The organism is Celeribacter baekdonensis (genome assembly GCF_900102315.1).
GTDB lineage: Bacteria > Pseudomonadota > Alphaproteobacteria > Rhodobacterales > Rhodobacteraceae > Celeribacter > Celeribacter baekdonensis.
The window spans coordinates 393,586-412,702 of the sequence record NZ_FNBL01000002.1 but is presented as its reverse complement, the minus strand read 5'-3'; the positions used below and the strand labels follow the sequence as shown (position 1 = coordinate 412,702).

The following is a 19,117-nucleotide window of genomic DNA, read 5'->3' as shown; positions in this document are numbered from 1 at the left end:
CCCGCCCGTTATGCTTTGTCTTTGATAAAGACCATTGTTGAGAGCGGCGGCACGGTGATCTCTGCGCCCGCAGGCTGTCCGTGCCACTCGCCACGCGTGGCGGTGATCCGCCCCAGATTGCCACGGCCTCCGCCACCATAACATTCTGCATCTGTATTGATCGCCTCGCGCCAGACGCCCTCTTGCGGAAAGCCGAGTTTATATGCGCTGCGCTCAAGCGGCGTGAAATTACAGACCACGACGACTTCTGCATCCTCGGGGCCGCCGCGCCTGATCCAGGCATAGACCGACTGCGCCGCATCATTGGCCTCGATCCATTGGAACCCGTCCGGGTCGCAATCCTTGGCGTAAAGCGCCGGCGTGGCGCGGTAGAGCGCGTTCAGATCGCGCACCACATCCTGGACGCCTTGATGCATGTGATAGACCAGACAGGCCCAATCAATCTCACCATCATGGTTCCATTCTTGCCATTGAGCGAATTCTTGCCCCATGAACAAAAGCTTCTTGCCCGGATGCGCCCACATAAACCCATAATAGGCCCGCAGATTGGCAAATTTTTCCCATTCCGAGCCGGGCATTTTATTGATCATCGAGCCTTTGCCATGCACCACCTCGTCATGGCTGATCGGCAGGATGAAGTTTTCCGAAAACGCGTAATGCAGACCAAAGGTCATCTGGTGATGATGGTGTTTGCGGTGCACCGGATCGAGCGCCATGTAAGACAGCGTGTCGTTCATCCAGCCCATGTTCCATTTGTAGCCAAAGCCAAGCCCGCCCGCATCCACCGGCGCGGAAACGCCCGAATAGGCGGTGCTTTCCTCGGCCACAGTCATGATGCCGGGCACTTCACCATAAGACAGCGTGTTCATGCTCTGCAGCATATGGATCGCCTCAAGGTTCTCCCGCCCGCCGTGAATATTGGGAATCCATTCGCCCTCTTTGCGCGAATAATCGCGGTAGATCATCGAGGCGACGGCATCGACCCGCAGCCCGTCAATGTGATATTCCTCAAACCAATAGAGCGCATTCGAGGTCAGAAAATTTTCGACCTCGTGCCGACCGTAATTGTAGATCAGCGTGTTCCAATCCTGATGGAACCCCTCACGCAGATCGGCATGTTCGTACAGGGGCGTGCCGTCGAATTGCGCCAAACCATGCACATCGGTCGGGAAATGCCCCGGCACCCAATCGAGCAGAATGCCAAGCCCGGCCTCATGCGCCGCCTCAACCAGATCGCGGAACTCATGTGGCGGGCCAAAGCGAATGGTGGGGGCGAAAAGCCCGACAGGTTGATAGCCCCAAGAGCCATCAAACGGATACTCGGAAATCGGCATCAATTCGATATGGGTGAACCCCATGTATTTCACATAGTCAATCAGCTCAACGGCGGCCTCTTTATAGGAGATCGGACGCCCGTCATCCTTGCGCCGCCAAGAGCCAAGATGCACCTCATAGATCGAGATGGCCTGATCGCGCTTTTGCGCCTCGGCGCGGCGCTCCATCCACGGCCCATCGGACCAGCCATAGCCCGAAATATCACGCACGACTGAGGCGGTTTCGGGCGGGTGCTGAGCGCCAAAACCGACCGGATCGGCCTTGAGGTGCAGCGCATCCTGCGCGCCCAAAATCTCGTATTTATAGGCCGCGCCCTCGCCCACGCCCGGCATGAAAATTTCCCAAACACCGGTGCCGCCGCGTTTGCGCATCACATGCCGCCGCCCGTCCCAGGCGTTAAAATCACCAACAACCGAGACCCGTTTGGCATTCGGCGCCCAGACGGCGAAATGCGTGCCTTGGACGCCCTCATGGGTCATCACATGCGCGCCAAGCGCGGTCCAGAGCCGGTTGTGATTGCCCTCGCCCAACAGATATTCGTCAAGCTCGCCCAACACAGGACCGAAACGATAGGCATCTTCGACCTGCCACTCGACCTTGCCCTTTTGGCCGACCAAAACATAGGGCTTGGTGCCAGATACGGCCCCGTGAAACAGGCCGGGATGGCCCGAGACCTGCGCCAGAGGCGACAGCTTGCCCGCACTGAGCGCCGACATCGTCTGCGCCCCCGGATCATAACAGGTGACTGTGCGAATCCGGCCCTTTTTATGGGGGCCTAGAATGGCGAAAGGGTCATCAAACCGGCCTGCACAGATCTGCGCCAGAACCGTGTCATCCGCGAAACTCTTCTGATCTGCCTGGGCCATCTGATTTTCCTTTATTCAAAAGCATCTTAGGGGATTCCAGGAACCAATCAACTGTTTGATTTTTAGGGGATAAGGCTCTTGGCCCCCCAGATATCGCACATGTAACCCCGAATGGTGCGATCAGAGGAAAACCACCCGGATCGCGCCACATTGAGGGCCGCCATTTTGGCCCATGTTTGCGGGTCTGTGTAGACCTGATCGACCTCACGCTGGGCGCGCCAATAGTCGGTAAAATCGGAACAGACGAGGAAGTAATCCGACCATGTCAGATTGTCGGCGATATGGGTGTAGCGACCCGGATCTTCGGGGTTAAAGCGGCCCGAACGCAGCGCATCGAGCGCCCGCGCCAAACGCGGATCGGCATGGATCGCCTGTTGCGCGTGATCATGCATCATCCGGCGCTGCATCACCTCATCGGCCAACATGCCAAAGAGAAAGAAATTCTCCGCGCCGACCTGTTCGCGAATTTCGACATTGGCCCCATCGAGCGTGCCGATCGTGAGCGCGCCGTTGAGGGCAAATTTCATGTTGCCCGTCCCAGACGCCTCTTTGCCCGCCGTCGAAATCTGTTCGGACAGGTCCGCCGCCGGGATCAGCCGCTCGGCCAATGTGACGTTGTAGTTCGGCAAAAACACCACCTGAAGCACGTCGCGCGTGTCCACATCGGCATTCGCCACTTTGGCGAAATCATTGATCAGGCGGATGATGTCCTTGGCGAAATAATAGCCCTGTGCCGCCTTACCGGCAAAGAGTTTGACCCGCGGCACCCAGTTGGCCGACGGGTTGTCTTTGATTTCCAGCCAATGGGCGATGGTCTCCAAAATATTGAGGTGCTGACGCTTGTATTCGTGCATCCGCTTGATCTGAATGTCGAACATCGCCTCTGGGTTCAGATTGATTCCATGCGCCTTGGACACATAGTCACAAAGCGCCGCCTTGTTGTCGGTTTTCACCTGAGTGAACTGCTCCAACCAGCCCGCATCCTCAATCGCCGGTTCCAGCTTTTTGAGCTGTTCCAGATCGGCCACCCAGTCCTCGCCAATCGTCTCGGTGATCAGGGCAGACAGTTTCGGGTTGCATGAATGCAGCCAACGGCGCGGGGTCACACCATTGGTTTCATTGACAATCCGACCGGGATGCAGTGCGTTGAGCTCTTTGAACACGGTCTTTTTCATCAGATCGGTGTGCAGTGCCGAGACGCCGTTGACGCGGTTTGACACCATAAACGACAGCTCGCCCATTTTGACCTGCCCGTCCGAGCGCGCCGAGAGCGTGCGATGCGGGTGGGCTTTGTAATGGGCGTCATCAATCCGGTCGATGATCTGCAAATGGCGCGGCAAAAGGCGGCCAAACAGGCGTTCGTCCCAGCGCTCCAACGCCTCCGGCAACAGCGTATGGTTGGTGTAATTCATACAGTGATGGGTGATGTCAAACGCCTCCTCAAAGGACAAGCCGCGTTCGTCATGCAGAATGCGCAAAAGCTCAGGGCCTGCGATCGCCGGGTGGGTGTCGTTCGACTGGATCGCCACCTTGGTCGGCAACAGGCGGATGTCATCATGTTTGCTGTCAAAGCGGCGCAGGATGTCGCGGATCGAGGCGGCGGAGAAGAAATATTCCTGTTTCAGGCGCAGCTCCTTGCCCGCCTCATTGCTGTCCTCGGGGTAGAGCACGCGCGAAATCGACCGGGCCAAGGCTTCGTGTTCGGACGCCGCAGCAAAGTCACCGGAATTGAACAGGCCCAAATCAAACGGATCGACCGCGCGCCCGGCCCAAAGCCGCAGCGTATTGGCCCACCGCCCCTGCCAGCCAACGATTGGCGTGTCAAAGGCTTCGGCCTGGATCAACTCCGAGGGTTTCCAGATGGTTTTGCCGTTCTCAGAGACCACATCACCGCCAAACCCAAGGGTAAAGCGCACTTCGGGGCGCTCAAATTCCCAAGGATGCGGTTCTTGCAGCCATGTTTCCGCCGCTTCCACTTGCCGCCCGTCGACAAAACTTTGTTTGAACAGGCCGTTTTCATAGCGGATGCCATAGCCATAGGCCGGGCAGCCGATGGTCGAAAGACTGTCAAGAAAACAGGCCGCCAACCGGCCCAAGCCGCCATTGCCAAGCGCTGCGTCCGGTTCATCCATCAAAATCGTGCGGTAGTCCTGACCAAAGCTGTCGAGCGCCTCTTTCGCCTCCTCGGCCAGCCCAAGGTTGACGATCCCGTCCTCAAGCAAACGCCCGATCAGAAACTCCATCGACAGGTAATAGACCCGCTTGCCGTCTTGTTCATAGGTCTTGCGCGTGGAGGCGACCCAATGATCGACAATCCGGTCGCGCACCGCATGGGACAGTGCCATCCGCCAATCAAAAAACTGCGCATGTTCAGGGTCTTTGCCCATCGTATAGGTGAGGTGTTGCAGGAGGGCGTGGCGGAAATCTTGGGAGGACGTAGGGGCTTTGCCGGCCATGGGTCACCTTAAATTATGTTAAGACCCAAAACGGATCTTATGGGGGAGGGTCATTTTTCCTAAGCCACATCAGCTTAGGAAAGCAAGCTATGGCAAATCCTAGACGGTCGCTGGCACTGCTATTGCTCTGTTTATAGTCATTTCCTGATGCATTCCTTAATCCACCTCAAGTGAGAGCCGATTGAGGCGCGTTTTATGCTTTATTTTCAGTATATCTTTTATCCACCACAAGGAAAGCCCGCGCCCCTAAAGCGTTTCGGGATTAACTTGAATAACGAGTTTGTCCCGAAACGCTTTAAGGGCTGTGCCATCTATGTGGATACGGGTCACGATTTCATGACAAGACCGCCAAATTGTCCGGGAAATTCGCGTGCGGCATACGGCCTTTGGCGGCCTGGGCACGGCACAAGCGTGCGCGATCCAACACAGTTGATCTGGTCGAAAACGACAGCCCCATTGTGTAAAGACAACAGGCCCATTGTGTAAAAAAGGGGGAGGGGAAATAACACAGTCCTAATCGGAAAGTGTTGGTGCGGTCGAGAAGACTCGAACTTCCACGGGTGTTACCCCACAGCGACCTCAACGCTGCGCGTCTACCAATTCCGCCACGACCGCACAGTCTTGACTTGGTGAGGGGCTATGTAGCGAAGCGGTTCGGGGAAGTGAAGAGGAAAAATCGGACGACCCTCACTTTTTCTGATTTTTTTCAAACGGCGGGCTTTGGCGCACAAATCGCTTGAAAAACGCTGGTCTCAGGCGGCGCAACGACGCGTGATCTTTGACGCGTGTCGGCGGGACAGGCCCACGACAACACGGGCGGCGGCGTTACAAAAAAGGCCACCCAATGGGCGACCTTTCAAGACATGAGAGCCTCCCGCGATTGGGGCTCTTATTCTGTGATCGAAAACGCGGGCAAAGCGGTGCCAGAGGCCGGAACCACCGCAGTCGGGGCCGCAAGCGCCGCACCACCGTTCAAAGACATCGACGCTTTGCGCAACAGACCCGCACGCTCCGCCTGCCCCGGTGCGAAGACGGCGGGCACGCCCGTTGCCAGCGCTGTGAGCGTATCCTCATACCATGCCTGCGCCAAATCGGGCCGCTGGGTAACCCCAACGCCTTGGCTCAGGTGATGGCCCAAAAGTTCGCCATATGCGCGTTCGCCCACAGCCACCAACATCAGAGACGAGGCCAAAGCCACATCCATATTGTCGGTGCGGTAGCCCACGGAGAGACAGATTTTCGCCGTTCCCGCCAGTTGTGCCGGAGACATGCCGGAGTTCAGCACGAAAGTCGACGTCTCTGCCAAGACCGCATCACGCGGCTTGATCGAGAGGGCCGCGACCTGCGCCGCCATCGGCGGGGCGAGACCTTCGCATTGCGCGGCGATTTGGTCCGGGGTAAAGCCCTGAACCTTGGAAATCATGTCCTCGCCCTGCGAAATCGCATAGGTGCGCGCCAAGCAAAACTGTTCGTTCAAGGCCTGATTGGCATCCACCATGGAGGCTTCGGTGACGAACCCGCCATTGGAATTGGTCAACAGGCTGACTGTGTTGCAATGCGAAGCCAGCGACACCTGCGTGCCCGCCCCAAGGAAGCTGGGCAGGGTCGGCTCCGGCGTGGCCGCCGCAAAACTGGGCATGGTGGCCGCCGCGGGCGCTTGCGGCGCAGGCATGACCGGGTTCACCACAACGGTGGTGCCGGGGGAGGTGCCGGGCACGGTGGCCATCGTCGCGCCCCCTGCCCCGCCCGAAGCCATTTCAGAGCGGTACATTTTCAACAAACCGCGCGTGCCCTCGGGATTGGAGGCCACAAGCTGCGTGGTTTGATAGCCGCCCGCCTGTGCGCGATTGTACGACGAAATCAAAAGCTCCTGCTCAAAAGGCGACAACTGGCCGGTGATCGGATAGCCAAGATAGACCTGATAGGCGGACACCGCATCGCGGGTCTTTTTACCAAGCTGGCCATCGACGGAGCCGGCATTAAAGCCGAAATAATTGAGCGACGCCTGAATTTCTTTGCCCTCTTGCGTCGACGGCAAGCTTGGGCGCGAATAGGTTCTGGGCGCGGTACTGGTTTTCTTTTTCGGTTGCTGACTGGCCGCACCAAGCAGCCCGCCGATCACCGCACCGGCAATAAAATCGCCACCATCGGCCTGAACACGCGTCGTTGTGCCCAGCATCATCGCCGCCGCAAGTGCAGCAGATACAAAATGTTTGAAAGCTTTGTGTTTGGACATACTGGTCCCTCCCCGCAAAATGACTCACTAAACCTGAGAAAGGATAGCACAGGCTTTCGTGATCCAAAGAATTTATTCACCGCAGCATTTCCCGCAGCGCCTTCATTGCATATTCCGGGTTAGCAAATCGTAAGCAAAACACGAGTTTCCCCACGCCTCCTCTTTTCTGTCCGTGCCACGCGCGATAAACCCGAACGCAGACACCCAGACACACCCCCAGACACACCCCCAGACACACAGTCAGGCGCGAAGGATCGAGAGACATGGTGGAATGGCGCATTTCAGACGGCTTGACCGATTACAACTTTGCTGCCGCCGAAATGGAAGCGCGCGCCGATGCCATCGCGCGCGGTGAGGCGGAGGAGTTGATTTGGCTGTTGGAACATCCGCCTTTGTACACGGCAGGGAGTTCCGCCAAGCGCGAGGACTTGGTCGACCCGGACCGTTTCCCGGTCTATGACACCAGGCGCGGCGGACAATATACCTATCACGGTCCCGGCCAACGGGTGGCCTATGCGATGCTGGATCTCAACAAACGCGGCAAAGACGTGCGCAAATTCGTCGCCAATATGGAGGCTTGGGTGATCGCCGCGCTGGCCGAATTCAACGTCACGGGCGAAATCCGCGAGGGCCGTGTCGGCGTTTGGGTGGTGCGCGAGGACAAGCCGCTGACCATCACTGGCCAAAAACCCGAAGACAAGATCGCCGCCATCGGATTGCGCATTCGCAAATGGGTGTCCTTTCACGGGCTGTCGATCAATGTCGACCCGGATTTGAGCCATTTTGACGGCATCGTGCCCTGTGGCATCCGCGAACACGGCGTGACATCACTGGTCGATCTGGGCTTGCCGGTGACAATGGAGGACGTGGATGTCGCCCTGAAACGCGCCTTTTCTGAGGTTTTTGGCGCGTGAGGCCCTGACATAGGGAGATGCGACATTGGTCGAAGGTGCGACATTACTGGACTGGCACAGCGGCCCAGACGCGCTATTGTGACCACTGGACACATGAATCAGTCGGGAGACACAACCCTATGACCAAACTTTCCGGGACCAAACTTTTTGCCCTCACAGCCGCCGCCCTGATGGCAACCTCCACCGCCGCGTTCGCCGGTGATGCGCAAGCCGGCGCGAAAGAGTTCAACAAATGCAAATCCTGCCACATGATTGCAAGCGCCGATGAAACCATCGTCAAAGGCGGCAAAACCGGCCCGAACCTGTACGGCGTGGTGGGTCGTCCGGTCGCCTCCTTTGATGGCTTCAAATACGGTGACGGCATCTTGGCCGTGGGCGCAACCGGCATGGTTTGGGACGAAGCGTCTTTGATCGAATACGTCGCCGATCCGACCGCCTATATCGACACCCATGGTGGCTCTGGCCGTTCGAAAATGACCTTTAAACTGAAAGATGGCAGCAACGTGGTCGCTTATCTGGCCACCTTCTCGACGATGTCCGACGAGGGTGCATCCGATGAGGGGGCTGAGGCCGCTGAGACCATGGACGATGATATGGATGAGACCAAAGGTCAGGAACACAACCAAGAGGGCGAGCGCAATCAGGCTGGCGGCTCCAACTGATCGGGATTTCACCCCGCGACAAGATCAAACGCCGCTCCTTATCGGGGGCGGCGTTTTTGCATGTCGGGATGCGCAACATGTGCCCGGATCGCAACCACAAGCAATCCGCAGGCACGCCAAACCAAGCCCCCAACCCCACCCGCAGAGCCAGATTATAGCCCATCCCCCTCACCTCACGCATTTTTCTGTCTTCAAAACGCGTTGACTGATTGCTCTCGGGTTCGTGACCCTCTAAAACATATGGTAATTCCGCCCCAAGACTCCCCTCTAAGGGAACCGGCGGATGTGACGCATACACGCATAGACCACGCACAAATCGGGAGGACCGCATGGCAGACGCAGCCATCCACGGCCACGAACATGGGGACAACCGGGGCTTTTTCACCCGCTGGTTCCTGTCTACAAACCACAAAGACATTGGGATTCTGTACCTCTTCACGGCTGCCGTGGTGGGGTTCATTTCCGTCTGTTTCACCGTTTACATGCGCCTTGAGCTCATGGATCCGGGGGTTCAGTTCATGTGCCTCAACGAATCCGGCGAAGCCGCCGCGCGACTGATTTCGGGCTTTGGTGCCGAAAACTGTGCGCCCAACGGCCACCTTTGGAACGTCATGATCACCTATCACGGTGTCTTGATGATGTTCTTCGTGGTGATTCCGGCGCTGTTTGGCGGTTTCGGCAACTATTTCATGCCGCTGCAAATCGGTGCCCCGGACATGGCCTTCCCGCGCCTGAACAACCTGTCCTACTGGCTCTATGTCTGTGGTGTGGCTTTGGGGATCGCGTCGCTTTTTGCACCGGGTGGCAATGGTCAGCTTGGCTCTGGCGTCGGTTGGGTGCTTTACCCGCCGCTGTCCACCAATGAGGGCGGCTATTCCATGGACCTCGCGATTTTCGCGGTGCACGTCTCTGGGGCGTCCTCGATTCTGGGCGCGATCAACATGATCACCACCATGCTCAACATGCGCGCACCGGGCATGACCATGTTCAAAGTGCCGCTGTTTGCCTGGTCGATCTTTGTCACCTCCTGGCTGATCCTGTTGTCCCTGCCGGTTTTGGCAGGCGCGATCACCATGTTGCTTACAGACCGTAACTTTGGCACCTCCTTCTTCCAACCGGGCGGTGGCGGCGATCCGATCCTGTACCAGCACATCCTGTGGTTCTTCGGTCACCCCGAAGTCTACATCGTCGTTCTGCCGGGCTTTGGTCTGGTGTCGCACATCATCGCAACCTTTTCGAAGAAAGCCGTGTTTGGCTACCTTCCGATGGTTTGGGCGCTGATCGCGATTGGGGTTCTGGGCTTCGTCGTTTGGGCCCACCACATGTACACTGTGGGTCTGTCGCTGACTCAACAGTCCTACTTCATGATGGCCACCATGGTCATTGCGGTGCCGACAGGGGTGAAAATCTTTTCTTGGATCGCAACCATGTGGGGCGGCTCGATTGAGTTCAAAACACCGATGCTTTTTGCCTTCGGGTTCTTGATCCTCTTCACCATCGGCGGCGTGACCGGCATCGTTCTGTCGCAGGCGGGCATCGACCGCGCCTACCATGACACTTACTACGTCGTGGCGCACTTCCACTACACCATGTCGATGGGTGCAGCATTCACCATCTTTGCCGGGATTTACTTTTACATCGGCAAAATGTCCGGGCGTCAGTACCCGGAATGGGCCGGCAAGCTGCACTTCTGGATGTTCTTCATCGGCGTCAACCTGACCTTCTTCCCACAGCACTTCTTGGGTCGTCAGGGCATGCCGCGTCGTTACATCGACTACCCGGAAGCCTTCGCCTACTGGAACAAAATCTCGTCTTACGGCGCGCTCTTGTCCTTCGCGTCCTTCCTGTTGTTCATCGGCATCGTGTTCTACACCCTGCTGGCCGGTCGCCGCGTGACCCAGAACAACTACTGGAACGAATACGCAGACACGCTTGAGTGGACCCTGCCCTGCCCGCCGCCGGAGCATACGTTTGAAACGCTCCCGAAGCAGGAAGACTGGGATCACCAGCATTCGCACTAAGCGGATCTGACGGATCACACGAACCAAAGGCCCCACTTCACCGGTGGGGCCTTTTCTTTGAGTATTTTTATCGCCGTAAAGACCGCCGGGCAGAGACGGGGGCCGCCCGCGCATCAGGGGGCTTTGCAGCCCTGTTGATGCCGCATAGACTTCCCAAAACACATGTAAGAAACGCATATGCCCTATCAATGGACCCCGGACCATCGCAGCCTGCCGCAGCGGGCCACTTCGGATGACGCGCCTTTGGTGCGGCTTGACCTGTGGCCGCATCGCAGCCTCAAGGGCAAAGGCTTTTCCGCCACCATTTGGCTGATGTTCTTCGGCGGGTTGATCCCGGTTGTGCCCTTTATCGGTACAATCGCGTTTTGGATTTTGCTGATCTTCATGATGACGGCTCTGGCGGCCCTTTGGCTGGCGCTGAGGCGGTCAGATCGCGATCATCTGCGTGAAGAGCTTTTGATCTGGCCGGATCGCATCCATCTGACTCATTGGCCCGCCAAGGGAGCCGCGATGGAGTGGCAGGCGAACCCCTATTGGGTGAAACTGTCGCTGCACCCGACGGAGGGGAAGGTCGAACAATACCTGACGCTGAAGGGCGGTGGCCCGGCACAGACGCGCGAAGTGGAACTTGGCGCATTTTTAACGCCCGAAGAACGTGCGCAGCTACGCGATGATCTTGCGCTGGTTTTGGGGCGGCTCAAGGACGAACCACGCTACAACTCATAAGCCAAAATAAAAAGGCCGCCCAAAAGAGCGGCCTTTTCAAGGATAGAGCCTCAGGGGTTACCCCAATTTGGCTTTGATCTGTGCACCCACCGCGCCAAAATCCATCTGGCCGGTGTATTTCGTTTTCAGAGCCCCCATCACCTTGCCCATGTCACGGATGCTCTCCGCACTGGTCTCAGAAATGGCCGCAGAGATGGCCTGAGCCACCTCACCCTCTGACAATTGACGCGGCAAAAACTCTTCGATCACAGTGATCTCAGAACGTTCTTTTTCCGCCAATTCAAGCCGCGCGCCTTCTTCAAACGCTTTGGCGCTCTCTTGGCGTTGCTTGACCATTTTGCCAAGAATACCAAGCACATCCGCGTCAGACACGCTTTCTTCTTTGCCCTCACCCCGAGCCGCAATTTCGCGATCCTTGATGGCCGCATTGATCAGACGCAAGGTGGACAAGCGTTCGCTGTCCTTGTCTTTCATCGCCGTTTTCAATGCCGCATTGAGCCGGTTTCGCATATCCATATGGGCCTCATCCCTCATGATGTCGCAAGTGGACAACATAGCGAAAGACGCATCCGTTCTCAACCGTTGATAATTTCCGTAACCCATTGAAAACGCTACGTTACATAAAGTGAGCGAAAATCCATCACCCGACCTTGACGCCGCCTGCCCCTTTCCTTAGGTTCCGGTGAATTTTGCCCACATCAGGAGAGTCGTGCCATGGCATCCGCTCAGTCGTCCGAGAAACCAACCGCGTGTCTGGCTTTGGCCGATGGCACACTCTTCTACGGTAAGGGGTTCGGGGCGACCGGAACCACCACCGCAGAGCTGTGTTTCAACACCGCCATGACGGGCTACCAAGAGATCATGACCGACCCGTCTTACGCAGGTCAGATCGTCACCTTCACCTTCCCCCATATTGGCAACACCGGCGTCAACGCCGAGGATGACGAAACCGCCGACCCGGTTGCCGCAGGCATGATCGTCAAATGGGACCCGACCGAGCCATCGAACTGGCGCGCTCAAGAGGAACTTGGCCCTTGGCTTGAAAAACGCGGCCGCATCGGCATGGGCGGGATCGACACCCGCCGTCTGACCCGCGCCATCCGCCAACAAGGCGCGCCGCATGTCGCCTTTGCGCACGATCCCGCGGGCAATTTCGACATCGAAGCGCTGGTCAAACAGGCCCGCGCCTTTTCTGGTCTGGTCGGGCTTGATCTGGCCAAAGACGTCACCTGCGCGCAGTCCTATCAATGGGACGAAATGCGGTGGGCGTGGCCGGATGGCTTTCCAAAACGGGAAGGTAAAGGCTTTAAGGTCGTGGCGATTGATTTCGGCGCAAAACGCAACATCCTGCGGTGCTTGGCCTCGGCGGGCTGTGACGTCACCGTTCTGCCCGCTTCCGCCACCGCGGAGGAGGTTTTGGCCCATGCGCCCGACGGCGTGTTCCTGTCCAATGGTCCCGGCGATCCGGCGGCCACGGGCACCTATGCCGTACCGATGATCAAAGGCGTTTTGGACGCCGATCTTCCGGTGTTTGGCATCTGTTTGGGCCACCAAATGTTGGCGCTCGCTTTGGGGGCCAAGACGATCAAAATGAACCACGGCCACCATGGTGCCAACCATCCGGTGAAGGATCTCGACACGGGCAAGGTTGAAATCACCTCGATGAACCATGGCTTTACCGTCGATGCGCAGAGCCTGCCCAAAGGCGTGAAAGAAACCCATGTGTCGCTGTTTGATGGGTCGAATTGTGGCATCGCGGTCGAGGACAAGCCGATCTTTTCGGTGCAATATCACCCCGAAGCCAGCCCCGGCCCGATGGACAGCTACTATCTGTTTGAACGGTTTGCGGCGGCAATGGCAGCGCGCGCGGACGCCTGATCCATCCATATTACGTGACGCAAAGGCGGGGTTTTCCCGCCTTTTTGCGTTTATCACCCACATTTAAAGTCTTGGTTAACGCCTTATTAACCTTGCCTGATCAAACTTGTCCACAGAGGTCTGGGGGTAAACCCGAGCCATTGGGACAGTTGCGTCAGGATGAATATTTAGATGTCCTTTGTCAGACATCCGCTTTTTTCAAACACAAAACTCCACACGGCGCCAGAGAATGCGACCGTGCCGGGGCCTGACGCGCCCCGCCATGGTCCCCATAAACCCACACGCAGGCCGATCGGACAAATCCTTGTCGATATGGGGGCGGTCGATCCCGGCGATCTGGTCCGCGCCGCCGCCATGCGCCAACGCGAAGATGCGCGCATCGGTGATATTCTTTTGGCCCACGGCATGGTCGATGAGGCCACCCTCTACCGGGCCTTGGCACATCAACATCACGCCGCCGTCGCCGATTTCGGCAAGACCGCACCAGACGTGCGCCTGATTGATATTCTTGGGGCGGATGAATGTCTGCGCCGCGGGCTTTTGCCATGGCGTCAGGTCGGCGGAACGGTGATCATCGCCTCATGCCGCCCCGAACAATTCGAAGACCTGCGTCCGCGACTGAGCGCGTTGTTTGGTCCGGTGCGGATGGCCGTGGCCTCGGAAACCGCGATGCATGAGGCGCTGTTGCGTTCACGCCAACGCAAACTTGCGCTCTGCGCCGAAACCCGCGTGGCGGCACATGAAAGCTGTCGCGAAATGGACATCCGCAAACTGACGCGGATGATGTCATCTTTGGCGGTATTCGGGCTCATTCTGGCGCTTTTGTCACCGATAAGCGCCGCGATCCTGTTGACCTCATGGGCGGTTTTGACCCTCGTCGTCTCCACCGGCCTCAAAATCGCCGCCGCTTTCGCACAGGCCAGCACCGCGCGCACCCGGCAAAGCACGTTTAGCAGTCGCCGCACCAGAACCGCCCTGCCAACCGTGTCCATCATGTTGCCCCTGTTCAAAGAGCGCGAGGTCGCGACCCGGCTGATCAAACGGGTGTCGCGGCTGACCTATCCACGCGAACTTTTGGATATTTGCCTTGTCGTCGAAGAGGATGACACCGTCACCCAAGAGGCCATTGCCAGCACGGATTTGCCGCGTTGGATGCGGCAGATCATCGTGCCACGCGGCGGTGTCAAAACCAAACCACGGGCGATGAATTTTGCCCTCGATTTCTGTCGTGGCTCGATCATTGGCATCTATGACGCCGAGGACGCGCCCGAGCCGGAACAGATTCACAAAGTCGTCGCCCATTTCGCTCAAACCGGACCAGAGGTGGCCTGTGTTCAGGGCATTCTGGACTTTTACAACGCCCGCACCAATTGGTTGTCGCGTTGTTTCACGGTCGAATATGCGACATGGTTTCGGGTGATTTTGCCGGGCTATGAGCGTATGGGGCTGGCCGTGCCTTTGGGCGGCACCACCTTGTTTTTCCGACGCGAGGCAATCGAGGAACTGGGCGGATGGGACGCGCATAACGTGACTGAAGATGCCGATTTGGGCATTCGTTTGGCGCGTCATGGTTACCGTACCGAATTGTTGCATACGGTGACAGAGGAAGAGGCCAATTGCCGCCTCTGGCCTTGGGTCAAACAGCGCTCTCGCTGGCTCAAAGGCTATGCGATGACCTATGCGATGCACATGCAAAACCCGCGACAACTCTGGCGTGACTTGGGCGCATGGCGGTTTTTCGGGGTTCAGGCGCTGTTTCTGGGCGCCTTGTCGCAATTTGTGCTGGCGCCGTTCTTGTGGTCGTTTTGGCTCTTCCCCTTGGGCCTGCCGCATCCATTGCGCGGGATTTTACCCCATGATGTCTTGGTCGTTTTGGGCGCAACTTTCCTCCTGTCCGAAGTGGTGACGGTAGCTGTAGGCATGGTGGCGACTTCGACCTCGAAACACAAATGGCTCTGGCCCTGGGTGCCGACGTTGCATTTCTACTATCCGCTGGCCACTTTGGCGGCGCTCAAGGGGCTGTGGGAGATGGTGACCAAGCCCTATTATTGGGACAAAACCGCCCATGGGGTGCATGATCTGGGCTTTCACGAAGACGAGGCGGAGACCGCCGCGGCCCTCAGCCCGGTGTCCCCAATGCCCCCCGCCCCCTTGGTGCTTGGCCCGGCGCAACGCACCGCTGCAAGCGTGTCAGAAGGCCCCACCTCGCAAAACCCCGCCAGCCCATTGATCCTTTATCCTGCCGCAAAACCCATGCAAAACAGCCATAAGATCGGCGCAGAGCGCGTCCGGGCCTTTGGGGAGGCTCCTAGGGCCTTTGTGTTTGAGCGCCTTGAACACGATGCGACCGGATCGGTGCCCAAGCCGGGGCGTCGTTTGACCTTTGGCCTTGATCTTGAAAACACCTCCAACACCCCCGCGCTGCGGCGCGCGTTGGAGGCGGCTGCGGTGGCCTTTGACCCCGAACGTCTGCGCCCCGCACCAAAGCCAGATTCAAAGCCAGACCCGAAGCCAGATTCAAAAAACGCGCGTCCAGATCACACCGAAACCGTCCTAGCCTTGCCGCATCAGATCAAAGACCCGGCCGCGCGCATTCCGGGCAACTCAGCCGGCGCGCCAGATTGGGCGCATATGGCAGCCTTTGTTGAGGTGCCTGCGTTTCTTCCTGCCGCGCCACCCGAAGAGGCGCGCCGTTTGAGCGGAACGTCCGGCGGACCGGGGGAGGCGTGAGGTTTAGCGCACCTTATCGGCGTCGATTTTCAATCGGGTCACAAAAGCCTTGGAAATATGTTCAGACAGCGCCTTATGCGCGGCGTCACCATCGCGGGCTTCAATCGCGGAAACGATCTGATCATGTTCCTTGATTGCCTCCTCGCCCCGGCCTTCGGCGGCCAAAGACGTGGTGGCAAGCAAGGCCATGGAGCGATGCACCAGATCAAGCTGTTGCACCAGATAGCGGTTGTGCGAGGCGAGGTGGATTTGTTTGTGAAACCGGCGATTGGCCCGCGACATGGCGTCGGGTTTGCCGATCAGGCCACGATCCTCTTCGACCATATCGCGCAGCACCCGCACCTCCTCAGAGGTCGCGTGGCGCGCCGCAAGACGGGCCGCAAGGCCTTCGAGTTCGGTGCGCACCACATAGAGATCCGCCATCTGATTGTGATCCAATGAGGCCACAATCAGTGAGCGCCCATCGCGCGTCAGCATGGATTGGGTCTCCAGCCGCTGTAACGCCTCGCGGATCGGAGTGCGCGACACACCAAAGCGGTCGGCCAGCTCACTTTCAACAAGCCGGTCGCCGGGGCGATACACCCCGGTGTCGATGGCTTCGAGGATCAGCCCATAAGCGTCCTTTTGCCCAGCGCGCGGATCTTTCATCATGTGCCTCTCAGGTCAACAGGGGGAGACCATAGACAGCCCTGCCCCTGACGATCAAGCGCTAACATCGCCGCAGGTCGGCCAATATCCGAACACACGCCGAAATATCCGCCGACCGCCAGGCGCGTTCAAGACCACGTCTCGCCTTGCGTTGCTATCGCTCATTGCCTAACACGATGTCATGGTAGCTGATCAATTCTTTCACGTGAACACATGGGTCTTTGACCTCGACAATACGCTTTATCCGCCAGAGGCCGCGCTTTTTGCCCAGATCGAGGTCAAAATGGCCGATTGGGTGGCGCGCGAATTGGGCGTGAGTTTAGAGGCGGCCAATGCCTTGCGCAGCGCGTATTGGCGTGACTATGGCACCACCCTCTCGGGGATGATGGCCCAACATGGCACCGACCCGCTGCCCTATCTCACCTATGTCCATGACATCGACTTTTCCGGCCTGCAGCTTGATGCCGAGCTCAAAGCGGCGATCACCGCCCTGCCCGGACGCAAAATCGTTTACACCAACGGCTCCGCCCCCTATGCCGAGCGGGTGTTGGAGGCGCGCGGGTTGACCGGGATTTTCAACGCCGTCTACGGCATTGAACACGCCAAATTTCATCCCAAACCCTTGGCCGTCGCCTTTGACACCGTGCTCACCCTCGACGGGGTCACGCCTGAAACCGCCGCGATGTTCGAAGACGATCCGCGCAACCTCAAAGTCCCGCATGATCTGGGGATGAAGACGGTCTATGTCGCCCCCGCGCCGCTCGATCCGCCCGCGCCGCATATCCATCACCACACCGACAACCTCTCGGCCTTTTTGCGTGCGCTGACCGGCTGAGATTCAGTCTGACGCCAAGACTCACGTGACCGCCCAACCTGCTCACCCGTGCCTGATCACCCATACCTGATCACCCATACCTGCGCCCATATGCCGCGCGGCATCCCGCCACCGTGACCTGATCTGCGCTGCGCCCTATCTGACAGGTTCACTCAAAACGCAGCTGAACACAGCGCGCACCCCGGAGATCGCACATGTCTGACACCAATCTTGACCATTCTTCCTCCTCTCACGAAGACGGCGTGGCCACGACCCGCGGCGTCGTCTTGTTTTTGCTCTTCGTGCTCGTCGTGATTGCGGCCATTGTCTATGGCATGTTCGCCATCGGCCCATGGGTGCTTGGCGTGACCGCGCTGGCGACGGTTCCGGTGATCTATGTTGTGTTGATCTTGCTCACCACTGGCAAATAAGCGGCGAAATGAATCACCCCCCTGCACGGCGCATGAGATTCCCCTGAGACAGCCTGTCCCTTGGACAATCCCCGCCTTTGCGCCTATCTCTTGGCTATGCCCACAGAGCGGGCGCAAAGGAGATGATCATGCCGAACCAATCCCCCTCGCTTCCACCGCGCGAAACCGTGGATGTTTTGGTCTCAGGCGGCGGCATCGCCGGGATGATCGCGGCGGCGGCCTTTGGCGCTTCCGGGTTCAAAACCCTGATGATCGACCCAACCCCGCCGATCACCAGCGGCACAGAGGACCGATCCGATCTGCGCTCCACCGCATTCTTGCGCCCCGCGCGCGATCTCTTTGCCCGTATTGGGATTTGGGACGCGCTCGCCCCCCATGCCACGCCGCTTGAGGCGCTGCGCATCGTCGACACGTTAGGGCAACCGTCCGACATCCGCGCCGAGCGCCAGTTCGAAGGCCGCGAAACCGGCGATGAGCCCTTTGGCTGGAATTTTCTCAACTGGGTGATCCGCCGCGAGCTTCTGAAAGCCCTGCCCAACATCCCCAATGTCGACATGCGCTATGGCACCGGGTTTAAATCCATGCTCACCCGCACCAATGAGGCGATCGTCACCCTCACCGATGGCGCACAGCTGCGCGCCAAATTGGTCATCGCTGCCGATGGTCGCAACTCCCCCGTGCGCGAGGCGGCGGGGATTGGCGTCAAAACCACGCGCTACGGTCAAAAATCTCTGGCCTTCACCGCCACGCACGAAGTGCCGCATCACAATGTCTCGACCGAAATTTACCGCGAAGGCGGCCCCTTCACCATGGTGCCCTTGGCGGACATCGACGGCAAACCCGCCTCTGCGATTGTCTGGATGAACAAAGGCCCCTATGCGACCGAGCTTTTGACCATGGAGCCTGAGGCGTTCAACGCGGTGATGACCACCCGCTCGGCCGGGCTGTTTGGCCAACTGACCCTGGCCTCCGGGCGCGCGATCTTTCCGATCATCACCCAAGTGGCCGAACGTCTGTCGGGTGAACGCGTTGCGGTGATTGCCGAGGCCGCACATGTTCTGCCACCGATCGGGGCGCAGGGGCTGAACACGTCGCTCAATGACCTGGCCGAACTTTTGGCCCTCGCGGAGGCCCATCGCACGGATGTGGGCGGGCAGGTCATGTTGGACGCCTATGCCAAAACCCGGCACCGCGACATCACCGCACGGGCCAAAGTGGTCGATGTGTTCAACCGCGTCACCCGCTCAGAAAGCGACATCTTGCAAGCGCTGCGCCTGTTGGGGCTGAAAGCCGTGCATGATGTCAAACCGCTGCGTCAGGGGATCATGAAGGCGGGGCTTGGGCCAATTTAACCCCGCGCCCCTTTACCGTGCTTTTACCGTGCTTTTACCGTGACCCAA

General features: G+C 58.5%; 13 protein-coding genes, 1 tRNA gene and 1 pseudogene. 9 read left to right on the top strand and 6 right to left on the bottom strand.

What is annotated here, in order from left to right:
- Nucleotides 1-8 precede the first annotated feature (8 nt).
- The 4 genes from glgB to BLT54_RS06160 all read right to left on the bottom strand — a co-directional run bounded on the left by glgB (nt 9) and on the right by BLT54_RS06160 (nt 6,893).
- Nucleotides 9-2,201, bottom strand: a complete 2,193-nt coding sequence (glgB, locus tag BLT54_RS06175; RefSeq protein ID WP_074642250.1) for a 1,4-alpha-glucan branching protein GlgB — start codon at nt 2,199-2,201, stop codon at nt 9-11.
- Between the two features lie 62 nt (nt 2,202-2,263).
- On the bottom strand, nt 2,264-4,657 hold the full coding sequence (locus BLT54_RS06170) for a glycogen/starch/alpha-glucan phosphorylase (RefSeq protein ID WP_074642249.1): 2,394 nt from the start codon (nt 4,655-4,657) through the stop codon (nt 2,264-2,266).
- Between the two features lie 528 nt (nt 4,658-5,185).
- Nucleotides 5,186-5,272, bottom strand: a tRNA-Leu gene (locus tag BLT54_RS06165).
- A gap of 274 nt (nt 5,273-5,546) precedes the next feature.
- Nucleotides 5,547-6,893, bottom strand: a complete 1,347-nt coding sequence (locus BLT54_RS06160; protein ID WP_143026754.1) for a peptidoglycan-binding domain-containing protein — start codon at nt 6,891-6,893, stop codon at nt 5,547-5,549.
- A 251-nt stretch (nt 6,894-7,144) separates the two neighbouring features.
- Here BLT54_RS06160 and lipB point away from each other — a divergent pair.
- The 4 genes and pseudogenes from lipB to BLT54_RS06140 all read left to right on the top strand — a co-directional run.
- A pseudogene (lipB, locus tag BLT54_RS06155) lies at nt 7,145-7,807 on the top strand (lipoyl(octanoyl) transferase LipB); the annotation flags it as partial.
- A gap of 119 nt (nt 7,808-7,926) precedes the next feature.
- Nucleotides 7,927-8,469, top strand: coding sequence for a c-type cytochrome (locus BLT54_RS06150; RefSeq protein ID WP_074642245.1), 543 nt, complete (start codon nt 7,927-7,929; stop codon nt 8,467-8,469).
- 329 nt (nt 8,470-8,798) lie between these two features.
- Nucleotides 8,799-10,490 (top strand): cytochrome c oxidase subunit I, encoded by a 1,692-nt coding sequence (locus BLT54_RS06145; RefSeq protein WP_009570707.1) that lies wholly within the window; start codon nt 8,799-8,801, stop codon nt 10,488-10,490.
- 177 nt (nt 10,491-10,667) lie between these two features.
- Nucleotides 10,668-11,216, top strand: coding sequence for a DUF2244 domain-containing protein (locus BLT54_RS06140; RefSeq protein ID WP_074642244.1), 549 nt, complete (start codon nt 10,668-10,670; stop codon nt 11,214-11,216).
- A gap of 57 nt (nt 11,217-11,273) precedes the next feature.
- Here the strand turns inward: BLT54_RS06140 and BLT54_RS06135 are convergent, their stop codons facing one another.
- Nucleotides 11,274-11,732 carry a GatB/YqeY domain-containing protein gene (locus BLT54_RS06135; protein ID WP_074642242.1) on the bottom strand — a complete coding sequence of 153 codons (459 nt, stop codon included), beginning with the start codon at nt 11,730-11,732 and terminating at the stop codon, nt 11,274-11,276.
- A 198-nt stretch (nt 11,733-11,930) separates the two neighbouring features.
- Here BLT54_RS06135 and carA point away from each other — a divergent pair, with 198 nt between their 5' ends.
- Both carA and BLT54_RS06125 read left to right on the top strand, forming a co-directional pair.
- On the top strand, nt 11,931-13,094 hold the full coding sequence (carA, locus tag BLT54_RS06130; protein ID WP_074642240.1) for a glutamine-hydrolyzing carbamoyl-phosphate synthase small subunit: 1,164 nt from the start codon (nt 11,931-11,933) through the stop codon (nt 13,092-13,094).
- 171 nt (nt 13,095-13,265) lie between these two features.
- Nucleotides 13,266-15,824, top strand: coding sequence for a glycosyltransferase family 2 protein (locus tag BLT54_RS06125; protein ID WP_074642239.1), 2,559 nt, complete (start codon nt 13,266-13,268; stop codon nt 15,822-15,824).
- 3 nt (nt 15,825-15,827) lie between these two features.
- On the opposite strand, the gene BLT54_RS06120 is transcribed toward BLT54_RS06125, so the two are convergent.
- Nucleotides 15,828-16,472, bottom strand: coding sequence for a GntR family transcriptional regulator (locus tag BLT54_RS06120; RefSeq protein ID WP_074642237.1), 645 nt, complete (start codon nt 16,470-16,472; stop codon nt 15,828-15,830).
- A gap of 181 nt (nt 16,473-16,653) precedes the next feature.
- On the opposite strand from BLT54_RS06120, the gene BLT54_RS06115 reads away from it, so the two are divergent.
- The 3 genes from BLT54_RS06115 to BLT54_RS06105 all read left to right on the top strand — a co-directional run bounded on the left by BLT54_RS06115 (nt 16,654) and on the right by BLT54_RS06105 (nt 19,069).
- A complete protein-coding gene (locus tag BLT54_RS06115; RefSeq protein ID WP_074642235.1) occupies nt 16,654-17,307 on the top strand; it encodes a pyrimidine 5'-nucleotidase in 654 nt (217 codons plus the stop codon).
- A gap of 194 nt (nt 17,308-17,501) precedes the next feature.
- The gene (locus tag BLT54_RS06110) at nt 17,502-17,717 is read left to right on the top strand and encodes a hypothetical protein (RefSeq protein WP_074642234.1); all 216 of its coding nucleotides are present in this window, start codon (nt 17,502-17,504) and stop codon (nt 17,715-17,717) included.
- 122 nt (nt 17,718-17,839) lie between these two features.
- Complete coding sequence (locus tag BLT54_RS06105) at nt 17,840-19,069, top strand: FAD-dependent monooxygenase (RefSeq protein WP_074642232.1); 1,230 nt, start codon at nt 17,840-17,842, stop codon at nt 19,067-19,069.
- Nucleotides 19,070-19,117: the final 48 nt, after the last annotated feature.